This is a genomic window from Gracilibacillus sp. JCM 18966, assembly GCF_055392695.1.
Genome location: NZ_AP043883.1, coordinates 524,468 through 542,361 on the forward strand (window position 1 = coordinate 524,468; position 17,894 = coordinate 542,361).

15 protein-coding genes are annotated in these 17,894 nt (G+C 36.4%); 5 read left to right on the plus strand and 10 right to left on the minus strand.

Annotation, left to right across the window (positions count from 1 at the left end):
- Positions 1 to 3 precede the first annotated feature (3 nt).
- From ACZ5N5_RS02325 to ACZ5N5_RS02345, 5 genes are all read right to left on the minus strand, one after another.
- Positions 4 to 828 (minus strand): flagellar hook-basal body protein, encoded by an 825-nt coding sequence (locus ACZ5N5_RS02325; RefSeq protein WP_464373201.1) that lies wholly within the window; start codon positions 826 to 828, stop codon positions 4 to 6.
- A 20-nt stretch (positions 829 to 848) separates the two neighbouring features.
- A complete protein-coding gene (mreB, locus tag ACZ5N5_RS02330; RefSeq protein WP_109985228.1) occupies positions 849 to 1,847 on the minus strand; it encodes a rod shape-determining protein in 999 nt (332 codons plus the stop codon).
- Between the two features lie 315 nt (positions 1,848 to 2,162).
- Positions 2,163 to 2,459, minus strand: coding sequence for a sporulation transcriptional regulator SpoIIID (gene spoIIID, locus ACZ5N5_RS02335; protein ID WP_054787628.1), 297 nt, complete (start codon positions 2,457 to 2,459; stop codon positions 2,163 to 2,165).
- Positions 2,460 to 3,245: 786 nt separating this feature from the next.
- Positions 3,246 to 3,770 carry a hypothetical protein gene (locus tag ACZ5N5_RS02340; RefSeq protein ID WP_464373202.1) on the minus strand — a complete coding sequence of 175 codons (525 nt, stop codon included), beginning with the start codon at positions 3,768 to 3,770 and terminating at the stop codon, positions 3,246 to 3,248.
- Positions 3,771 to 3,959: 189 nt separating this feature from the next.
- Positions 3,960 to 4,991: an AimR family lysis-lysogeny pheromone receptor gene (locus ACZ5N5_RS02345; protein ID WP_277679842.1), complete on the minus strand. Its 1,032-nt coding sequence runs from the start codon at positions 4,989 to 4,991 to the stop codon at positions 3,960 to 3,962.
- A 336-nt stretch (positions 4,992 to 5,327) separates the two neighbouring features.
- Between ACZ5N5_RS02345 and ACZ5N5_RS02350 the strand changes: the two genes are divergently transcribed.
- The 5 genes from ACZ5N5_RS02350 (at position 5,328) to ACZ5N5_RS02370 (ending at position 12,694) form a co-directional block, all read left to right on the plus strand.
- Positions 5,328 to 7,085: a sensor histidine kinase gene (locus ACZ5N5_RS02350; protein ID WP_277679841.1), complete on the plus strand. Its 1,758-nt coding sequence runs from the start codon at positions 5,328 to 5,330 to the stop codon at positions 7,083 to 7,085.
- The gene (locus ACZ5N5_RS02355) at positions 7,082 to 8,230 is read left to right on the plus strand and encodes a response regulator transcription factor (RefSeq protein WP_464373203.1); all 1,149 of its coding nucleotides are present in this window, start codon (positions 7,082 to 7,084) and stop codon (positions 8,228 to 8,230) included. Before ACZ5N5_RS02350 ends, ACZ5N5_RS02355 begins: the two co-directional genes overlap by 4 nt.
- Positions 8,227 to 9,483 (plus strand): ABC transporter substrate-binding protein, encoded by a 1,257-nt coding sequence (locus tag ACZ5N5_RS02360; RefSeq protein ID WP_277679839.1) that lies wholly within the window; start codon positions 8,227 to 8,229, stop codon positions 9,481 to 9,483. The genes ACZ5N5_RS02355 and ACZ5N5_RS02360 overlap by 4 nt, the downstream gene beginning before the upstream one ends.
- A gap of 141 nt (positions 9,484 to 9,624) precedes the next feature.
- Entirely contained in the window at positions 9,625 to 11,097 is a 1,473-nt protein-coding gene (locus ACZ5N5_RS02365) for a glycoside hydrolase family 68 protein (protein ID WP_464373204.1), read from the plus strand.
- A gap of 94 nt (positions 11,098 to 11,191) precedes the next feature.
- Complete coding sequence (locus ACZ5N5_RS02370; protein ID WP_464373739.1) at positions 11,192 to 12,694, plus strand: glycoside hydrolase family 32 protein; 1,503 nt, start codon at positions 11,192 to 11,194, stop codon at positions 12,692 to 12,694.
- Positions 12,695 to 13,203: 509 nt separating this feature from the next.
- Here the strand turns inward: ACZ5N5_RS02370 and ACZ5N5_RS02375 are convergent.
- From ACZ5N5_RS02375 to ACZ5N5_RS02395, 5 genes are all read right to left on the minus strand, one after another.
- Entirely contained in the window at positions 13,204 to 14,136 is a 933-nt protein-coding gene (locus tag ACZ5N5_RS02375) for a peptidoglycan DD-metalloendopeptidase family protein (RefSeq protein ID WP_464373205.1), read from the minus strand.
- 92 nt (positions 14,137 to 14,228) lie between these two features.
- On the minus strand, positions 14,229 to 15,287 hold the full coding sequence (gene spoIID / locus ACZ5N5_RS02380; RefSeq protein WP_464373206.1) for a stage II sporulation protein D: 1,059 nt from the start codon (positions 15,285 to 15,287) through the stop codon (positions 14,229 to 14,231).
- Positions 15,288 to 15,433: 146 nt separating this feature from the next.
- Positions 15,434 to 16,735, minus strand: coding sequence for a UDP-N-acetylglucosamine 1-carboxyvinyltransferase (murA, locus tag ACZ5N5_RS02385; protein WP_277679090.1), 1,302 nt, complete (start codon positions 16,733 to 16,735; stop codon positions 15,434 to 15,436).
- Between the two features lie 35 nt (positions 16,736 to 16,770).
- Positions 16,771 to 17,472 carry a YwmB family TATA-box binding protein gene (locus ACZ5N5_RS02390; RefSeq protein WP_464373207.1) on the minus strand — a complete coding sequence of 234 codons (702 nt, stop codon included), beginning with the start codon at positions 17,470 to 17,472 and terminating at the stop codon, positions 16,771 to 16,773.
- Between the two features lie 76 nt (positions 17,473 to 17,548).
- Positions 17,549 to 17,785, minus strand: coding sequence for a DUF1146 family protein (locus tag ACZ5N5_RS02395; RefSeq protein ID WP_425454600.1), 237 nt, complete (start codon positions 17,783 to 17,785; stop codon positions 17,549 to 17,551).
- Positions 17,786 to 17,894 lie beyond the last annotated feature (109 nt).

The following is a 17,894-nucleotide window of genomic DNA, read 5'->3' on the forward strand; positions in this document are numbered from 1 at the left end:
CTATTATCCGAGTCGTGCTATCTCATTCACTGCCTTGTCTAGACTTCGATCATATGCTTGTACAACTTTTTGGTTTGCTTCAAAAGCACGGTATGCCTGCATCATATCTGTCATCGTTTCCGCTTGGTCCACATTCGAGCCTTCTAGATAACCTTGTTGAACATTAAATTGTAAACCTGCTGTTTCTCTAGCATCAACCAATGCCTCTGCATCTTCCGCTAATTCAAATAAATCCTCTTCATTTTTTACTAATTGATTGGGGTCATTGCTATAGACGACTCCGAGCGGTATATTTTGTTCTCCAATTTGAACAAATCCCTCAGGCGTTACTTCAAATTCTAGTCCATCTGTATTGATCGGATTCCCTGCATTATCTAACACATAATATCCTGCATTCGTAGTTAGGTTCCCTTCACCATCAACGGTAAAGTTACCGTTTCTCGTATAGCGAACATCTCCATCACCATTTTGGATCGTAAAAAAAATCGAGCCATTTTCATCAGGAGTTTCTGTTTGAACTAATGCCATATCTGTTGTCATATCTGTCTGTTGAAGGGATCCCTGTGAGAAATCAGGAATCGTTTCATGAACATACACTCCTGTATTAATTGCACCGATCTCCAACATTGTTCGAACTTGACTTTGCGATCTTGTCGGTATTTGCTGATTTTCCATACGATGAATCAGTAGCTCTGGAAAAGCTTTTAATGATGCTTGATCCTGTTTATACCCTGGGGTAAGAGCATTCGTCATATTATTGGACAAAACTTCCTGCTTCCGTTGCTGTGCCATCATACCTGTTGCCGCTGTATAAAAACCTCTTAACATTTCCGCTCACCTCTTTGCCTTTAGACGATGGAACGTTCCAATTTATCGATATTGTCTAACATAATGCCTGTTCCTTTTGCTACACATGTCATTGGATCCTCTGCAAGCAAAACAGGTACTTTAAGCTCCTCTGCTAACAGTTGGTCTAAGCCGTGTAATAATGCGCCTCCACCTGTAAGAATGACACCGCGATCGATGATATCTGCTGATAATTCTGGAGGTGTTTTTTCCAGTACGGTTTTCGCACTTTGCACAATAAGCGCAATAGATTCTCGAAGTGCTTCTTCCACTTCACCTGAATAGATGGTGATCGTTCTCGGAAGGCCTGTCACCATATCGCGTCCTCGAATGTCAATTTCTTCATTTCGGGACCCTTCAAAAACTGTCGCAACATTGATTTTAATATCCTCTGCCGTACGCTCACCGATAAGTAATTTATATTTTCTTTTTACATATTGTAAGATTTCGGAATCAAATTTATCGCCAGCCATCTTTACAGATTGTGCTGTTACAATGTCTCCCATTGATAGCACCGCAATATCGGTCGTTCCACCACCAATATCCACTACCATATTACCGCTCGGTTGGAAGATTTCCATCCCTGCTCCGATTGCTGCAATTTTTGGCTCTTCTTCTAAGTAAACCTTTTTTCCACCTGATTTTTCTGCCGCTTCTCTAATTGCTTTCTGTTCGACTTTTGTGATGTTTGTTGGGCAGCAAATTAACATTCTTGGCTTTGATAAAAAGCCTTTGACATCAATTTTATTGATAAAATATTTAAGCATTGATTCGGTTACATCAAAATCAGCAATAACGCCATCTTTTAATGGACGAATCGCTTCAATATTTCCTGGTGTACGCCCTACCATGCGTCTAGCTTCTTCTCCAACTTCTAATACTTTTCCGGTATTACGGTCCATTGCCACAACAGATGGCTCGTCTAAAACAATGCCTTTACCCTTCACATGAATTAAGACATTCGCCGTTCCTAAATCTATTCCAATATCTCTTGAAAACATGAAATCTCGATCCTCCCTAAGATTCTAATTGCTTCGTATCCGTACTGTTATATATGTATCTATATCTTTTTCAATAGTCGAACACAATGCCTCTGATTATATATAATAGCACAAAAATTGAGAAATTGTTACTATTTTTGTTGAAAAAATACAAGATTTGCTTTTATGAGTTTTGGTTGGTGTCGAGAAATGGAAGTTGCTATTTTCATCATCGTATTCAGGCTCTAATGGAAGGTATGTATAGGTTAGAGAGGATCCTCAGTCAGAATTTCCTTTTCCTTGATGGCTTGCGGATTATATAGGTATTTAGAACCATTATGCCTCTGTTTTGGCTAATGGCTTGTGGAGCGATGGACTATCTTTTTCATATAATTGGTATTTCATTTTCGTTGCTTCGCCTCCTCTTAAGTGACGGATTGCTTTATGATGGTTTAAAATTTCCTTCACTTCATTTGCTAATTCTGGGTGTAATTCTGGTAATCGCTCTGTAAGATCTTTGTGTACGGTGCTCTTGGATACACCAAATTCCTTGGCAATGACCCTTACCGTTTTCTTGGTTTCCACCAGGTATTTTCCAATTTTCAATGTGCGATCCTTAATATAATCATGCACTACACTCGCCTCCCTATGTTGTAAGTCCAAGGTGTGAACAGAGACAAGCTATGGAGTGATCAACATGTATGATAATGAGTTTTAAATTTTTTGGTATCTATTTTATTCATAAGCCAATAATCATTCAGCGAATAAACGTTCTGAGGATAATAGGATGTCTAGAAAGAGACGTCCTAGATTCTCACCTTAGACAAGAGATAATGATTTGTACCATTGTATTAGACGAGATCGAGCATTATGACAATATTTTGCCAGTCCGACGGATTATCGATGATGTTGGTATGTGGTGAATGATGAGTGGTGGTATTATGGGATAGGAGATCTGCAGCATGATTCATTTTTGAAAGTAAATCTGAACAGGCAGCCCAACCAATATCCACCGATTATCCAACACATATTCTTTATAACGCTTGAAATTGTTTTATTCACATTTTGTATGTTTACTTTTTCTATATTTTACAAACATTGATAATCCAACAATTATGTACATCTTACCGACAAACGCTACATTTGCTAAATCAAATACTACTGTTGGAGACTATGCCGTAGATACGTTTGACAACGATAAAAAAGCTGTTTTTACTAATGTAATAACTGGAGAAACAGCAACCGTCGAGTTTTCGAGTGATTGGATTCAGGGTACTATTGTAAACATTCCAATTACACTAATTTTCTACATGAGGAAACAACTTATGATAGATTATACCGTTGATTGTAATAAGAATAACATAAATAAAAAGCAAGTGTTTTTCCCGGACACGCTTGTGGTAATGCCTTATTCTTCAGCTAATTCTTGAAAACCGTATGATGTGGATGATTAACCCTGCTGTTTCCAAAATGGGCTTTATTCGATTTATAAGTACCATTTTGAGGACAGACTCTTCTATTTTGGGCTTTAGCCGCTTGATAAGTACCATTTTGAGGACAGACTCTTCCATTTTGGGCTTTAGCCGCTTGATAAGTGCCATTTTGAGGACAGACTTTTCCATTTTGGGCTTTAGCCGCTTGATAAGTGCCATTTTGAGGACAGATTCTTCTATTTTGGGCTTTAGCCTCTTGATAAGTGCCATTTTGAGGACAGACTCTTCTATTTTGGGCTTTATTCGCTTGATAAGTACCATTTTGAGGACAAACTCTTCCATTTTGGGCTTTAGCCGCTTGATAAGTACCATTTTGAGGACAGACTCTTCCATTTTGGGCTTTAGCCGCTTGATAAGTGCCATTTTGAGGACAGACTCTTCCATTTTGGGCTTTAGCCGCTTGATAAGTGCCAATTTGAGGCGTGGCTTCCGAATTTTGGGCTTTATTCATTTTATGAGTGGCCTTCGATTAATGATCGGCTGTTGAAATGCTTCCAAATATGTAAAAGGAGATAAGTCTCTGTGAACTTATCTCCCTTTTTACATCTAACCAATATCTCCAAAGTCTGGATCCATGTTTTTTATTTTTTTCTCTAATAGTAGACCTTCTCTCATTATCTCTACTCCTTTTAAGAAATTCTCATATTCCAAACATTTCACAGGCTTGCATTGGTAATTTTGCGAAGAAATAATCACTCCTTTTTCTCATAAATTCTTGATAGGAATTAATAAAATGATGTTGTTTATTTGTGATTAATCCTAGATAGTATTGTGTAAATGGTGTGGAGGTCTCTGCTAATTCTAATAGCTGTTTTGCTCGTTTTTTATTTCCTTTGGCAATTTCAATATGAGCACCCTCCACAGGATCGTTTGTTGTGACATTTTCTACTTTACCAAAATGCGCACAAATAAATGGGTAAGTTCTTGTTGCTATTTTATGTAGAATTCTTTTATCTTGAAGTAGTTGAGCAATGTATTTTGCTTCCTCGAGGTGATAGATGCATGATTCAAAGTCCTCATAGATATAGCTTAAGGATAACGAGATGTGTAACTCTGCTTTTTGTCTTAAATGATTCGGCATATGTAATGCTTCATAGGCGTGCTTTCTAGCGAGAATTAACTCATTTTTTTTCCAATAGTACGTAAAAAGCAAAAGCTGTATCCGAATATGAAAAAATTGAACGAGAAGCGGGTTGTCAATCTTGTGAAGTAATGGCTGTATTTTGTTTAAGTAATAGCCGATTTTGTCATAGTAGTAAACAGACATATCTAGCTCGATGTTTAAGAAATAGTGTAAACATTGTAAGTCTGGTGTATCATAGTTTAGATTTTTTGCGACAGACCGAATTGCATGGACAGCATTTCTTTCCCGAATATCTATCATTAATTCATATAAAATAGCGGTTTGTTGATTTAAACTATTATCACTATTCTTATTCTTTTCAATAAAATAGGTAAGCTCTTTGTTACATTTATTGACATAGAAATATTCAAGAGCAAGTCGATCATTTAATGGAGATGAAGACTTCATACAAAATTCCTTCACTAATTCCATCATTCTTGCTTCATCTTGATCTAAACTAATCATCGTAATAAATTGATGGAGACCTAGTACAGTATCTGATTCTAGATATTTTTCAATAATCCCTGTATACGCTTTTTCTGTATGCATTTTCCTACTCCTTTCACAATTATCAATTATTTCACATTCGAGAAATTATGCAAGAGGTTTTAATAGAAAATCGTTCGTCAAATCACCACGTCTATCGACAAAAATAACAAAAACTGGTCAGTGCTCTATCCCTTCCGACAGCTAACTGCGACAATTCGGGAAAAGAATGGAAATAATGAAAATACTAACTCGGAAGGAGAGATATGGTATTTTCTACTTGAGATAGATTGAACTCCTTGTAAATTAGAAAAATTGAGCCTTCTATCATATTGCTGAACGTACTCCTACAATCTATAATGTGGAAAGTAGAATCTATGAAAGGAAGGGAGAAGGTAAGTGAAAAGCATTCAAAGTCGATTATTATTTATGTTAATTATCTTTATACTTCTTCCCTACTTTTTGTCTGTGTTACTGATTTATAATTACACGAAAAACAATGTCCAAGAGCATGAACTTACAAATAATGAAGAACAGATCGCTGAGAGCTCGGAGTCCTTGCAACAATATTTCGATGAACTTATCCATCTTCCTTATATACTTTATCGTGATGCTGAATTGTTTCAGATTTTTAATAATGAAGCAGATAATTCCAAATATTTAGAAAAGAGCATTGAAAACTTTTATTTAATGAGAGAGGAAATTAAACAAGTTCGATTCTATATGCACAAAGGAAAAGAATCTATAACAGCTTATAATGCTTTCATCAGTTCTAGTAAATCTAAACCGAATTTTATACAGCAGCCATATATGAAAAAACTATACCAATCAGATCAAAACCAAATCATTGAAGCTCCACACCCTTTGGAAAATTATAATAATACAGCAATCGTTCCGCAGTCAGATCGTACTCCAGTAATGACTATTCATCATAAAATAACGGATGTGTTCACTGGAGACTTTTTGGGTGTCATTTCGATGGATGTTGAATTAAATAAATTAAGGCAGATTGCAGATAGCTTAATAAATAAACAACAAGAAGCAATGTACCTGATCAATGAAAATAATCAAATAATCTTAAGTAGTGATACCAATCAGATTAGCAATCCTGTATCTGAAGACTTAAAAACAAAACTACAAGGTAAAACGGATCATCAAGATATTGTTTTTTCGAAGACTTTAGCTTCCCCGTTAAATGGTTGGAGGTTAGTAAAAGTCACCCCTAAGGATATCTTGTTTCAGGAAGTACGAAAAACTACTTATACTAGCATTATTGCTGGTATTATCGTAGGACTGCTAGGGCTAATAATGATCGGATTTATCACCTACAAAATCACCAATCCAATTAAACAGCTGACCAATAAAATAAGTACTATTGACGACAGCTACACAGAAGTGTCTTTTAATGATCAAAGACATGATGAAATTGGATATTTAGAGAAGCATATGAAAGATATGATGAATCGAATTAATGAACACATTGATCGTGAATATAAGCTTGACATAGAGAACAAAGAAAAACAGTTCCAAGCATTGAAATCACAAGTGAATCCTCATTTCTTGTTTAATGCGTTGCAATCAATTGGTACAATTTCGCTAAAATCTGGTGCCACTAATGTATATCAGCTTATAACCTCCTTATCAAATATGATGAGATATTCTATGCAAGCTAATAAATGGGTAAAAGTCAGGGAGGAAATAAGCTATATAGAAAGCTATCTCACCTTACAAAGGGAGAGGTTTCAAGATCAAATATACTATAATATGGAAATAGATCAAAATATGTTAGACATGCAGATTCCCAGTATGATCCTACAACCGCTTGTAGAAAATTTTTTCAAACATTGTTATGAGGAAGGTTATGACAATGCACAGTTAAACGTGTATGGCGAAAAAAGAGGAACTTTTCTCTATTTTATGGTAGAAAATGACAAAGTAAGCATGAAAATAAAAGAGCTAAAAGAGCTCAAAGAATTTCTTTATTCTTCTCTACCAAAAGAAGAAGCTGAAAAAGAACATATCGGATTAAAGAATATTCATGACAGACTAGTACTGATTTATGGAGATAAAGCAGGCTTAAAAATAGATAATAAAGACGGACTAGGATTTGTTGTGGAGATATTTATTCCACTGCACGAAAAGGAGAATAAATGGTGAAGGTATTAATGGTGGACGACGAACAGAATGTGCTTGATGCAATGAAAATGCTCGGTGAATGGGATACACAAGGTATAACAAAAATATTGGAAGCACATCACGGAGAAGAAGCAAAAAAATTGATTGAAAAAGAAACGCCAGAAATTATTTTTACAGATATTAAAATGCCTGGAATAAATGGGCTAGAACTGATGAAATGGCTAAATACCGTCTCTTATCAAGGAAAAGTGATTTTTTTAACGGGATACGATGATTATTCTTACATGCGCCAAGCTATTAAGCATAATAGTTTTGATTACTTGTTAAAGCCTATTGAAGCAAATGTTTTCAATGAAATTTTAGCGGAAGCAGTAAAAGCATGGAAAAAGGATTATATAAACTCTAGTTCCACTGAAAAAAGATATATTTACAACAAAATTGTCACAGATGCTTATGCAGGAGTGACTTTCGATTTGATGGGGCTTATACCCTTCCTTCCAAAAGCTGAGCGTTACGATATGACATTGCTATCCTTTTACCATATGCATTACTCAGAACCGGAAATAGAAACATTAGCGAATAAGCTCTACACACAAAAGTTAGGATATGCGTATTCACTTCTTACAGATCACAATCTTTCTCTTGTTGTCACCTTAAAAAATGAATGGACAACCATTGAGAAGTGGTTAAATGAACATATCGAGAGTACAGTTCGAATCGTGGCTACGGAAGTTCCGCAACCTTTAGCAAATCTTCCTGAAGTCTTCAAGAAGCTTAAGAAGAAATTGAATGAAAATCAATATAGAACCGTCTATCAATCTACACATTTAGAACATGTTAACAGAATGCAAGATATTGTATCTTATGTAGATAATTATTATAAGGAGAATATAAGCCTTGAACAATTATCTAATTTATTTTTTATGAGTCGTGAACACATATCAAGAAAGTTCAAACAAGTAACTGGTTTGACTCTTTCGAAATATGTAACCAAATTGAGAATTGACCAAGCGAAATACTGGCTTAGAGAAACAGATGAAACCATTTATACTATCTCGTTAATGCTTGGCTATCAGGATGAAAAATACTTTTCTAAATTATTCAAAAAAATAACCAGCTATACCCCTTTCGAATATAGAAATGAAAAGAAAGAGGTGAATAAATGAAAAAAGCAATAATGTTTTTCATCATAAGCTTACTTGTTTCAGGATGTCACCCTGACACTACCAGTAATGAACTAGAAAAAACAGAACCAAAAATTACGCTAACTATACGGAATCCGAAAATCGAAATTGCTTCTGCATTTGAAGAGATGACCGAAGCGTATGAAAAGGAATATCCACATGTGAACATAGAAGTAACCACAGTTGGCGGGGCATTGGACGATTTTTCTGACTTAAAAGCAAAAATTGCAGCAGAAGAAGGTCCAGATATATTCACAAATCCAGGTTATGAAAATGCTAAGTTATGGGAGCCTTATTTAGAGAATTTATCTGATCAACCTTGGATCGAGAGTGCTTATCAAGAAACATTAGAACCTGTTAAAATAGACGGAAATGTTTATGGAATGCCAATGAACTTAGAAGGCTATGGTATTATTTACAACAAGTCTTTGTTTCAGAGGGCAGGAATAGAAAAACTTCCCTCTACTTTTACAGAATTAAAAACTATTACAAAACAATTGGAAACGGCTGGTATCATCCCTTTTGCGACAGGTTATTATGAGAAATGGATATTAGGAGACCTTTTGATGAATATTGCTATTTCTCAACAAGAAGACCCTGATCAGTTTATAAGGCATTTAAAAAACGGAACCACTTCCATTGAAAACAATCAGCCGTTTAAACAACTGATAGAGCTATTGGACCTAACGATAGAGTATGGTGGGGATAATCCTCTATCAACAGATTATACCATGGAGATTCAACAATTTGCATCAGCAAAAGCAGCAATGATGATACAAGGGAACTGGATTCAACCTATGATAAATAAAATGGCGCCAAACCTTAAAATGGGTATCTTTCCCATTACTATCAATGATCAAGCTGCCAAAAATCCTTTAAACATTAATGTTCCTGGTTACTGGGTTATTAATAAACAAACCTCAGCAGAAAAGAAAGAAGAAGCAAAGCGATTTCTAAATTGGATGGTAAATTCTGAACAGGGTCAAAGGTTTATGACTGAAAGGCTTCATTTTATCCCTGCTTTTAGCCATATGGATATGCAAATAACAGATTCTATTACTTCTAAACTAACTCATTTATATCAAGCAAACAGAAAATTATCGTATAATTGGTCAAACCTTCCTCCAGGATTGAAGGAACAATTTGGTGCCGATACACAACAATATATCGAACATGATTGGAGTAAAACGCAATTACTACAAGCCTTTCAGAAAACATGGAGGCAAATGAATTAGACAAATAAGCATACTCCTATTTTCCTAATCAATATACAACGAAAATGATATCAATCTTCGCCATTTCTAACCACACCCAACTCTCTTATACTATATTTGTACCGCCCGGGCAACAATTTAGTATATAAGAGGAGGAATAGTATGAAATGGGAAAGTTTTGTTAAAAAGGCAACAGTGCTTACACTTAGTACTGCTATCTTCATGGGAGGAAGTAATCTGGTACATGCAGAGAAAAAGTCACCAAACGATTATAAAGAGGACTACGGTCTTTCGACGATTACACGCTCTAATATGAAGAATATGATTCAACAGCATGGAGATAAGAGATTTACTGTACCAACGTTTGATGCATCTACTATTCAGAACATCCCTTCTGCTACAAGGGTTTTGGAAAATGGAGAGAAAATTAAATTAGATGTTTGGGATACTTGGCCACTACAAAACTCGGACGGAACTGTAGCAGAGTATAATGGCTACCATATTTTATTTGGTTTAGCAGGTAATCCTGATAATGCACAAGATACTTTTATCTATATGTTCTACAAAAAAGCCGATGAAAATTCTATTGATGCTTGGAAAAATGCAGGGCGAGTATTCGATGAAAATGATAAGTATGAAGCGAACGATAAATATTTAAAAGACCTTGCAGAAGAATGGTCTGGTTCTGCTACCTATACTTCTGATGGAGAAATTCGTTTATTCTATACGAATCGTACAGCGTTTAATGAAGAACAAGGACTTTACGGAAAACAAACATTAACTACTGCACAGGTAAATGTATCTGAAGTAGAAGATGGAACACTTCAAGTGGATGGTGTGGAAGATAATAAATCCATTTTTGAAGGGGGAGATGGTTCCGTTTATCAAAATGTTATGCAAGCATTTGGCGGAGAAAAAATCGATTGGAAAGAGAACCATACCTTAAGAGACCCACATTATATTGAAGAAAATGGTCATAAATACCTCGTTTTTGAAGCTAACACTGGAACAGATTATGGGTATTCTGGCGAAGAATCCCTTTATAATCAAGCTTATTATGGAAACAGCAATCATTTCTTTCAAAATGAAAAAGATTGGCTATTAAACAGCTCCAAAAAAGAATATGCTGAATTAGCAAATGGTGCTATCGGTATTGTGGAAATTACAGATGATTATGAATTGAAAAAAGTAATGGAGCCTTTACTAGTTTCTAATACCGTTACGGATGAAATTGAAAGACCGAACATTTTCAAAAAAGATGGAAAATGGTACTTATTTACAAGCTCACGTGGATCTAAAATGACGATTGACGGTATTGATGATGAAGATATTTATATGCTCGGTTATGTAGCCAATTCACTAACTGGTGAATTTAAACCAATTAATAAAACAGGAATCGTGCTACACCATGACTTAGATCCATATGATATCACTTGGACTTACGCACATTATGTTATTCCACAAGAAGGTACCGACGAAGCAGTAGTTACAAGTTATATGACAAACAGAGGATTCTTTGAAGATCACAAATCTACCTTTGCACCAAGCTTTAAACTGAAGTTAAAGAACAAAAAGTCTTCCGTTGTAGAAGACAGCATTCTGGAGCAAGGCCAAATTACACTATATGATAAATAATGATAAGTAAAATGTCGACATGTTCGGCATTTTACTATTTTAGGAGGCGAAGCACTTGAAAGCAAAATGGGAAATAACATTACTTTCACTTTGTATGCTTCTTATTTCACTTGTATATTTTCAAATACGAACTCCTACTGCTCCATCAGAAGATGGAACCTATTCTTATCGAGCTGATTATCATTTTACAGTACCAGATAGTTGGAAAAACGATCCTCAACGACCTGTTTATTTCAATGGGAAATACCATTATTACTATCTTTATAACGAAGATTACCCCGAGGGAAATGGGACAGAATGGCGCCATGCCACTTCTAAAGATTTAATTCATTGGAAAGATCAAGGAATCTCCATTCCAAAATATACGAACGAAAATGGAGATCCCTGGTCAGGATCTATTGTCATTGATCATCAAAATACGGCTGGATTCGGTAAAGACACCTTCGTTGCTATAGTTACACAACCATCCGCTAATGGGCAACAGGAACAATATCTCTGGTATAGTACGGATAATGGGCAAACGTTTAAAAATTATCAGGATGAACCTGTTCTCCCCAACCCTGGAATAGCGGATTTTAGAGATCCAAAGATTATATGGGATGAGACTTCGAAAAAATGGGTAATGTTAATGGCGGAAGGCTCAAAAATCGGTTTCTACCATTCTGAAAACCTGAAAGATTGGGAGTATACGAGTGGGTTCCAAACAGATAATATTGGAATCGTAGAGTGCCCAGACCTATTTCCATTACAGACAGACGAAGGCAATATAAAATGGATAATGGGCGTTAGTGCAAACGGGTCTAAACAAGAAAAACCAAACACATACGCTTATTGGACAGGAAATTTTAATGGTGAAACGTTTATACCAGATCACAAGAATCCTCAATGGCTTGATTATGGATTTGATTGGTATGGCGCTGTTACTTTTCAAGATGGGAAAAGTAAAAACAAACTGGATCATCGTTATGCTATGGCGTGGATGAATAATTGGGCATACGCAAATAACACACCAACTTTAGAAGAAGAATTCAACGGGCAAGATTCCATTGTTCGTAAAATTGAGTTGAAGCGAGATGAGCAAGGTGTATATTATCTTGCTTCCCAACCAATAGAAGAGCTCGACCAACTAATAGAAACGACAGATAGTTATCCTAAAATAGAAGTAGACGGAACAAAAACATTAGAAACTCTAGGAGATGTATACCTATTAGAAGCAGATATTAGCTGGAATCAAGCTAATAATATTGGTATTCGCCTTAGAGAATCAAGTGATGAGAATCGTCATCTTGATGTTGGCTTTTTCCCTAGGCAAGGATACTCCTATGTCAATCGCGAGTTTACTAATCAACCAGACCACCACGATAACATGCTAGAAAGCCAAGCACCTATGGATCAACAACAAAAGGATGCCCATCTCAAAATATTAGTGGACAAAACGAGCGTGGAAGTATTTATTGATGATGGAAAAATAACTCACTCCAATTTGTTTTTTCCTCTAGAGGAAGACCAAAGAATTTCGCTGTTTTCAGAAGGTGGTAAAGCTATTTTTGAAAATTTAGAGGTTCAAAAAATGGATTCGATACATGATTTAAAGTAAGTAAAACCGGGTCCTGGTCCTTTATCAAGATGAGAGTTGCATCTCTGGCCATGGTAGCCTTTGTAGTATTCTGGATACAGTTCTCACAGCTAAATTGTGTGGGAATGCTTGAACCACTCCTTATCAAGGATTTCAACGGGGCTGGGACAAAAGAGTAGTAAAGCAGGAATAATCCGAACGTTAATATTTGTGCACTGTAACCGCTCCGTCAAAATACTTCGCTTTCCGTGGGCACGGCCTCAGCTAACTTTGCAAAGAAAACCACTTTGCAAAGTGGATCTTCAGCTCGTGCTGTTCCCACAGGAGTCTCCGTATTTTGACTACGCTCAGTCAGAAGGTTGTTCGGATTTTCCTTCTTCCTATTTAGTTATGTCCCAGCTTCGTTTTCTTCGTCATGATAGACCAAATCATCGTTAGACTAAGCGCAGAATGTCGCCTATACATACATCCGCACATCCGCGAACATAACAAAAAAAGAGAAAGCCTTCGAAGCCTTCTCTCCTTTTTCCTTACGCTTGTCCCATCGATCTGGAAGATTCACTTTTATTCTGTGAATCTTCTTCACTATTACTTTCATCTTCTTCCGTTTTATCAGTGGACTCGCCATCCTCTTGTTCCGAATCCTCTGATGATCCTTCTTCACCTTGCTCCGCATCATCAGACTCATTGCCTTCTGGTTCAGCGTTCTCTGTTGTTTCCTTATCTTCTTGCTCTTCACCTTCTGCTGAGTCGCTATCCTCATCGGAAGATTCAGGTGCAACAATTCTATTAATCGGTTGATTAATATAAGTTTCTGGATTTACAGGTTCATTGTCTTTGCGTACTTCAAAGTGTAAATGGACACCGTTATCCTGGCCAAGACTATTTTGACCTGCTGTTCCAAGTGTTTGACCTTGCTTTAGCTCGGTTCCTTCTTCTACTAACACTTCACCTAAACTAGCATAATAAGTGGTAACTCCTTGCTTATGCTCCATTTTCACAACATTCCCTAATAGCGGGTCTTGCTTGATTTCCGCTACTGTTCCTGATAGAGCAGCCATTACATCAAACGCTTGATTGTCTTCTGTGGAGATGTCGATACCATCGCTCTGATAATATTTGTTTTGATGTGAAATCAATGCTTTCTCTTGTTCCTCAGCATCTGCTCCATAATCATAGAATTTTGTGACAATTTCAGTTTGCAAGTCTTCTGCTACTGGCATCTTCAAGACTTCTTGTTGCTGCATCACAGATTCAGCATCCTCTTGATCCTTATCGAGATCTCCATTTAGCTGATCCTCCATGTTCTCTGCTAAATCAGGTACTTGATTGGTTACATTTTGATACCATAAGACCCCCGAAAGTAGCAGTGCAGCAACGGTTAAATAAAGTGCAGGAAAGAACCATCTTTTTTTGAAGATACGTTTCCAACTCTTTTTTGAAACGTTCTTGTTTTCCTCCATAATTCATCACCTCAGCAACCATTGTGATCAAATGGAGGAAAATTTATACATCAATCTATAAATTTTTTTTAGAAATCTATTTCACTTCTATCTTATTCGGATTTAGCAAGCAATGTCGGAGCAGCTTGCTCTAATGGTTGAATAGTTGTTCCTTGATAATAATACGTAATAATATCCTGATAGTTTTTTCCTTCTTTCGCCATTCCATTCGCTCCGTATTGACTCATACCAACACCATGGCCGTAGCCTTTTGTTGTAAAAACATAATGGTCATTTTTCTTCGTGATCGTAAAATCGTTAGATGGAAGGGCGAGCTTTTCTCTTATTTCTCTACCTGTAAATGTTTTCCCGCCAATGGTGGCTTGATCGACTCGTTTACTATCTGTACGCGTAATTTGAAAATCTTGCACCTGATTTGATAAATTTACTCCAAGCTTTTGTTCTACTTGAGCAACGGTTAGTACCGTTTGATCTAAAAACTTTGGTGATAATTCCTCATCCCAAGGGCTTTCCACTGTTCTTAGATACGGCAAGGCATTTTGCCAATAATTTTCAGAGTCTTCGGTGTAGCCATTACTTGTAGAGAAAAATGCTGGAGTAATCGGTTCCTTTTCATAGGTAATAATTTCTCCTTGTGTCGCAGCGACCGCCTCTGTAATTTTCTCCATTTTCCAATGGTAATCTGTTCCCCAAATTTGACGCAATTCATCATTATTTTTATATACTTGGTGTTGAACGGTGTCTGTAACATCTGCATCAGCTGGTAGACCTTCATCTGTGCCTTGCTTCAAAAAACGCACAATGTAAGTTCTTGCCGCTAGTGCTTGTGCCTTTAAGGCCTCTAGCTCAAATTCTGCCGGCATTTCTGAAGCTACAACGTTAATGACATATTCCTCTAAAGGAATTTCTTCCACTTCGTTCACTTCTGTTCGGAATACATTAACTTGGAATGGAGATTCTAGTGATTCTACAGCTTTCTTTGTTTCTTTAGTTACAGCTGTCTCGATGGATGCTTGTGTTGCCTTATTGTCTTCCTTAAATGGAACGACAATAATGGATGGAATGAGAAACATAATGAAAAGTAGTGTTGCTGTGAAAATGATGGTAGGTAGCTTCCAATTGATTGATGGATTTTTCTTAAACTTTGGCATGTATGACCTCCTCTAATCTTTCATTCCACTACTCTATTTATATTCTGTTGATAAAAGATTAGAACATGGTACAAGTTATATTTTTTCTAATAGAGATTTTTTGAGATAGAAAAAGAGGACAAGCTATGAACTGTCCTCTTTGTTAATTATTGTACTTCTACTCTCTTCATCGATATATTTTGTACAGGAATCTCCCGAACTCTTTCAATATCTGCTCCTAATCCAGCAAATTTATCTGTAATATTTACATATCCTCTATCGATATGCTGTAAAGAAGTTACTCTAGTATATCCATCTGCTACTAAACCAGCTAAGATAAGCGCAGCTCCTGCACGCAAATCGGTGGCGGCAACCTCAGCACCTTGAAGATTGACAGGGCCTTCTACGATCACACTTCGCCCTTCTATCTTCAGCTTAGCATTCATTCTTCTAAATTCTTCTACATGCATAAAACGATTTTCGAATACTGTTTCTGTAATAACACTAGTTCCAGTTGCATTTAGCATCAATGCCATCATTTGTGACTGCATATCAGTTGGAAATCCTGGATGTGGCAATGTCTTAATATCCGTAGCTTTCAATTTTTTAGGTCCAATTACCCGCAGGCCATTTGGCTCCTCAATAAAACGAACTCCCATTTCCTCCATTTTTGACACAAGGGAACGGAGATGATCAATTTCTGCCTTTTCAATTAAAACATTTCCACCAGTAATGGCAGCTGCCACCATGAATGTTCCTGCTTCTATACGGTCTGGAATAATTGTGTGTTCTGCCCCTCTCAGCTTACGAACACCATCGATTTTTATCGTTTCTGTTCCGGCACCAATAATTTTTGCACCCATTTTGTTCAAGTAATTAGCTAAATCTACTATTTCTGGTTCTTTTGCCGCATTTTCAATGGTTGTTCTTCCACTCGCTAATGCCGCAGCCATCATAATATTTTCTGTAGCCCCAACACTTGGCATATCTAGGTAAATCTTTGCGCCTTTCAACCTACCATTTGTAGTTACTTCGACGAAACCATTCCCAACATGTACATCTGCTCCCATTGCTTCGAAGCCTTTTAGGTGAAGATCAATTGGGCGTGAACCAATAGCACAACCTCCAGGTAATGCTACTTTTGCGTGTCCATATCTAGCTAATAATGGACCTAAAACAAGTACAGATGCACGCATTTTTCGCACATATTCAAACGGAGCTTCTGTCAATAAATCATTTGTTGCATCTACTGTTACTGTATTATTTTCATATTGTACATCAACATGCATATGGGTTAACACTTGATTAATTGTATAAACATCTGCTAACGCAGGTACGTCATGGATTATACTTTTTCCTTCACTTGCAATTATACTAGCAGCGATGACAGGCAATACAGCATTCTTCGCACCTTCAACTTTCACAGTGCCATGTAACTGCCTCCCGCCACGGACGATGATTTTTTCCAAGGCTCATTCTCCTCTGTAGTCCATATTCATTATTATTAATATTCAGTAATTAGGATAGGTGTTCCTATGATGAGAGTCGATTGATTATTCGATCCTTTTGTCACTGCAATATGAGTATTTATTTCGTTGTCATCAATCGAGATGGATTGCTCCCATTTTGGTGTATACCCAGTCCAAGTTTGAAATTTGTTGTCTTTAAGCTGATCATATATGGTTAAATTTAAAGTTTCTGCGATTTTTTCTATTAAACAAACAATATCAATCATACCATTTTTGACAGCCTCAAGACAAGTAAAATATTGTGCATTTTCAGTGAATAATTTCTCCGTCATTTCGTCTAAATTACGCAAATATGTTTTCTTTACTTCTTCAGAATAATCGGATGATGATATTTTATAAATGACCTGATATTCCTTCTCTGAAGTTCGCACTATTAATAAAGATTCGACAATATTAGCAGAACTATGACGGTCGCCCCTATATTTAGTGACGCCATCTATTTGTGTTTTCCCAATTTCAAAACCACCTAAACCTTGGATAAACTCATCTACGTTCTCTATGAGAAGGTTCTCTCTTACGACGACTTCCCATTTATCTAATTGAAAATCATTTTCCTCTGCAATGTTTAACATCTCTTTTATTTGCTGCTGACTACTCTCTATACTGCTAGCTTCTACCTCTTGCCATATTATAACGATTAATATTAATATGATTCCACCTAATAAAAAACGCTTCATTTCCCGCACTCCTTTTTTTATTACAAGTGTTAGCAGGAAATGAAGCTATTAAACTATTTTTTGTTCGACAATTCTCTTAAAATAAATAGATTAACTGTTGAGACCAATTCAAGAAATCTAAGAAGAAATTGCTGACAGTGGATCCAATGGCGATCGTCAGAAAAATGATAAGGATCCTCGCCTCAAATACTTTGTTTTTTCGAAATAGTTCATCAAAGTTTAAGGACTGTACGACTTGCCATGTAATGACGATAAAAATCAAGTGTGAGATTATACTTACTAAACCATTTTGAGCTAGTGTTTGTTCTATCATTCATTATCCCTCTTTTTCATTATTCTGAAGACTATTCTATCATATTCTATTGTTCGATGCTTTTCTCATTTTAGAAGAAATTTCGCTATTTCCCGGGAAATTTATTGTC

Excerpts from the sequence above, each read along its gene's own strand:
- ACZ5N5_RS02360 (WP_277679839.1), top strand. The coding sequence starts at position 8,227 with ATGAAAAAAGCAATAATGTTTTTCATCATAAGCTTACTTGTTTCAGGA.
- ACZ5N5_RS02375 (WP_464373205.1), bottom strand. The coding sequence starts at position 14,136 with ATGGAGGAAAACAAGAACGTTTCAAAAAAGAGTTGGAAACGTATCTTC.
- mreB (WP_109985228.1), bottom strand. The coding sequence starts at position 1,847 with ATGTTTTCAAGAGATATTGGAATAGATTTAGGAACGGCGAATGTCTTA.
- ACZ5N5_RS02395 (WP_425454600.1), bottom strand. The coding sequence starts at position 17,785 with ATGATAGAACAAACACTAGCTCAAAATGGTTTAGTAAGTATAATCTCA.
- ACZ5N5_RS02340 (WP_464373202.1), bottom strand. The coding sequence starts at position 3,770 with ATGAATAAAGCCCAAAATTCGGAAGCCACGCCTCAAATTGGCACTTAT.
- ACZ5N5_RS02390 (WP_464373207.1), bottom strand. The coding sequence starts at position 17,472 with ATGAAGCGTTTTTTATTAGGTGGAATCATATTAATATTAATCGTTATA.
- ACZ5N5_RS02365 (WP_464373204.1), top strand. The coding sequence starts at position 9,625 with ATGAAATGGGAAAGTTTTGTTAAAAAGGCAACAGTGCTTACACTTAGT.
- ACZ5N5_RS02325 (WP_464373201.1), bottom strand. The coding sequence starts at position 828 with ATGTTAAGAGGTTTTTATACAGCGGCAACAGGTATGATGGCACAGCAA.
- ACZ5N5_RS02370 (WP_464373739.1), top strand. The coding sequence starts at position 11,192 with ATGCTTCTTATTTCACTTGTATATTTTCAAATACGAACTCCTACTGCT.
- ACZ5N5_RS02345 (WP_277679842.1), bottom strand. The coding sequence starts at position 4,991 with ATGCATACAGAAAAAGCGTATACAGGGATTATTGAAAAATATCTAGAA.
- spoIID (WP_464373206.1), bottom strand. The coding sequence starts at position 15,287 with ATGCCAAAGTTTAAGAAAAATCCATCAATCAATTGGAAGCTACCTACC.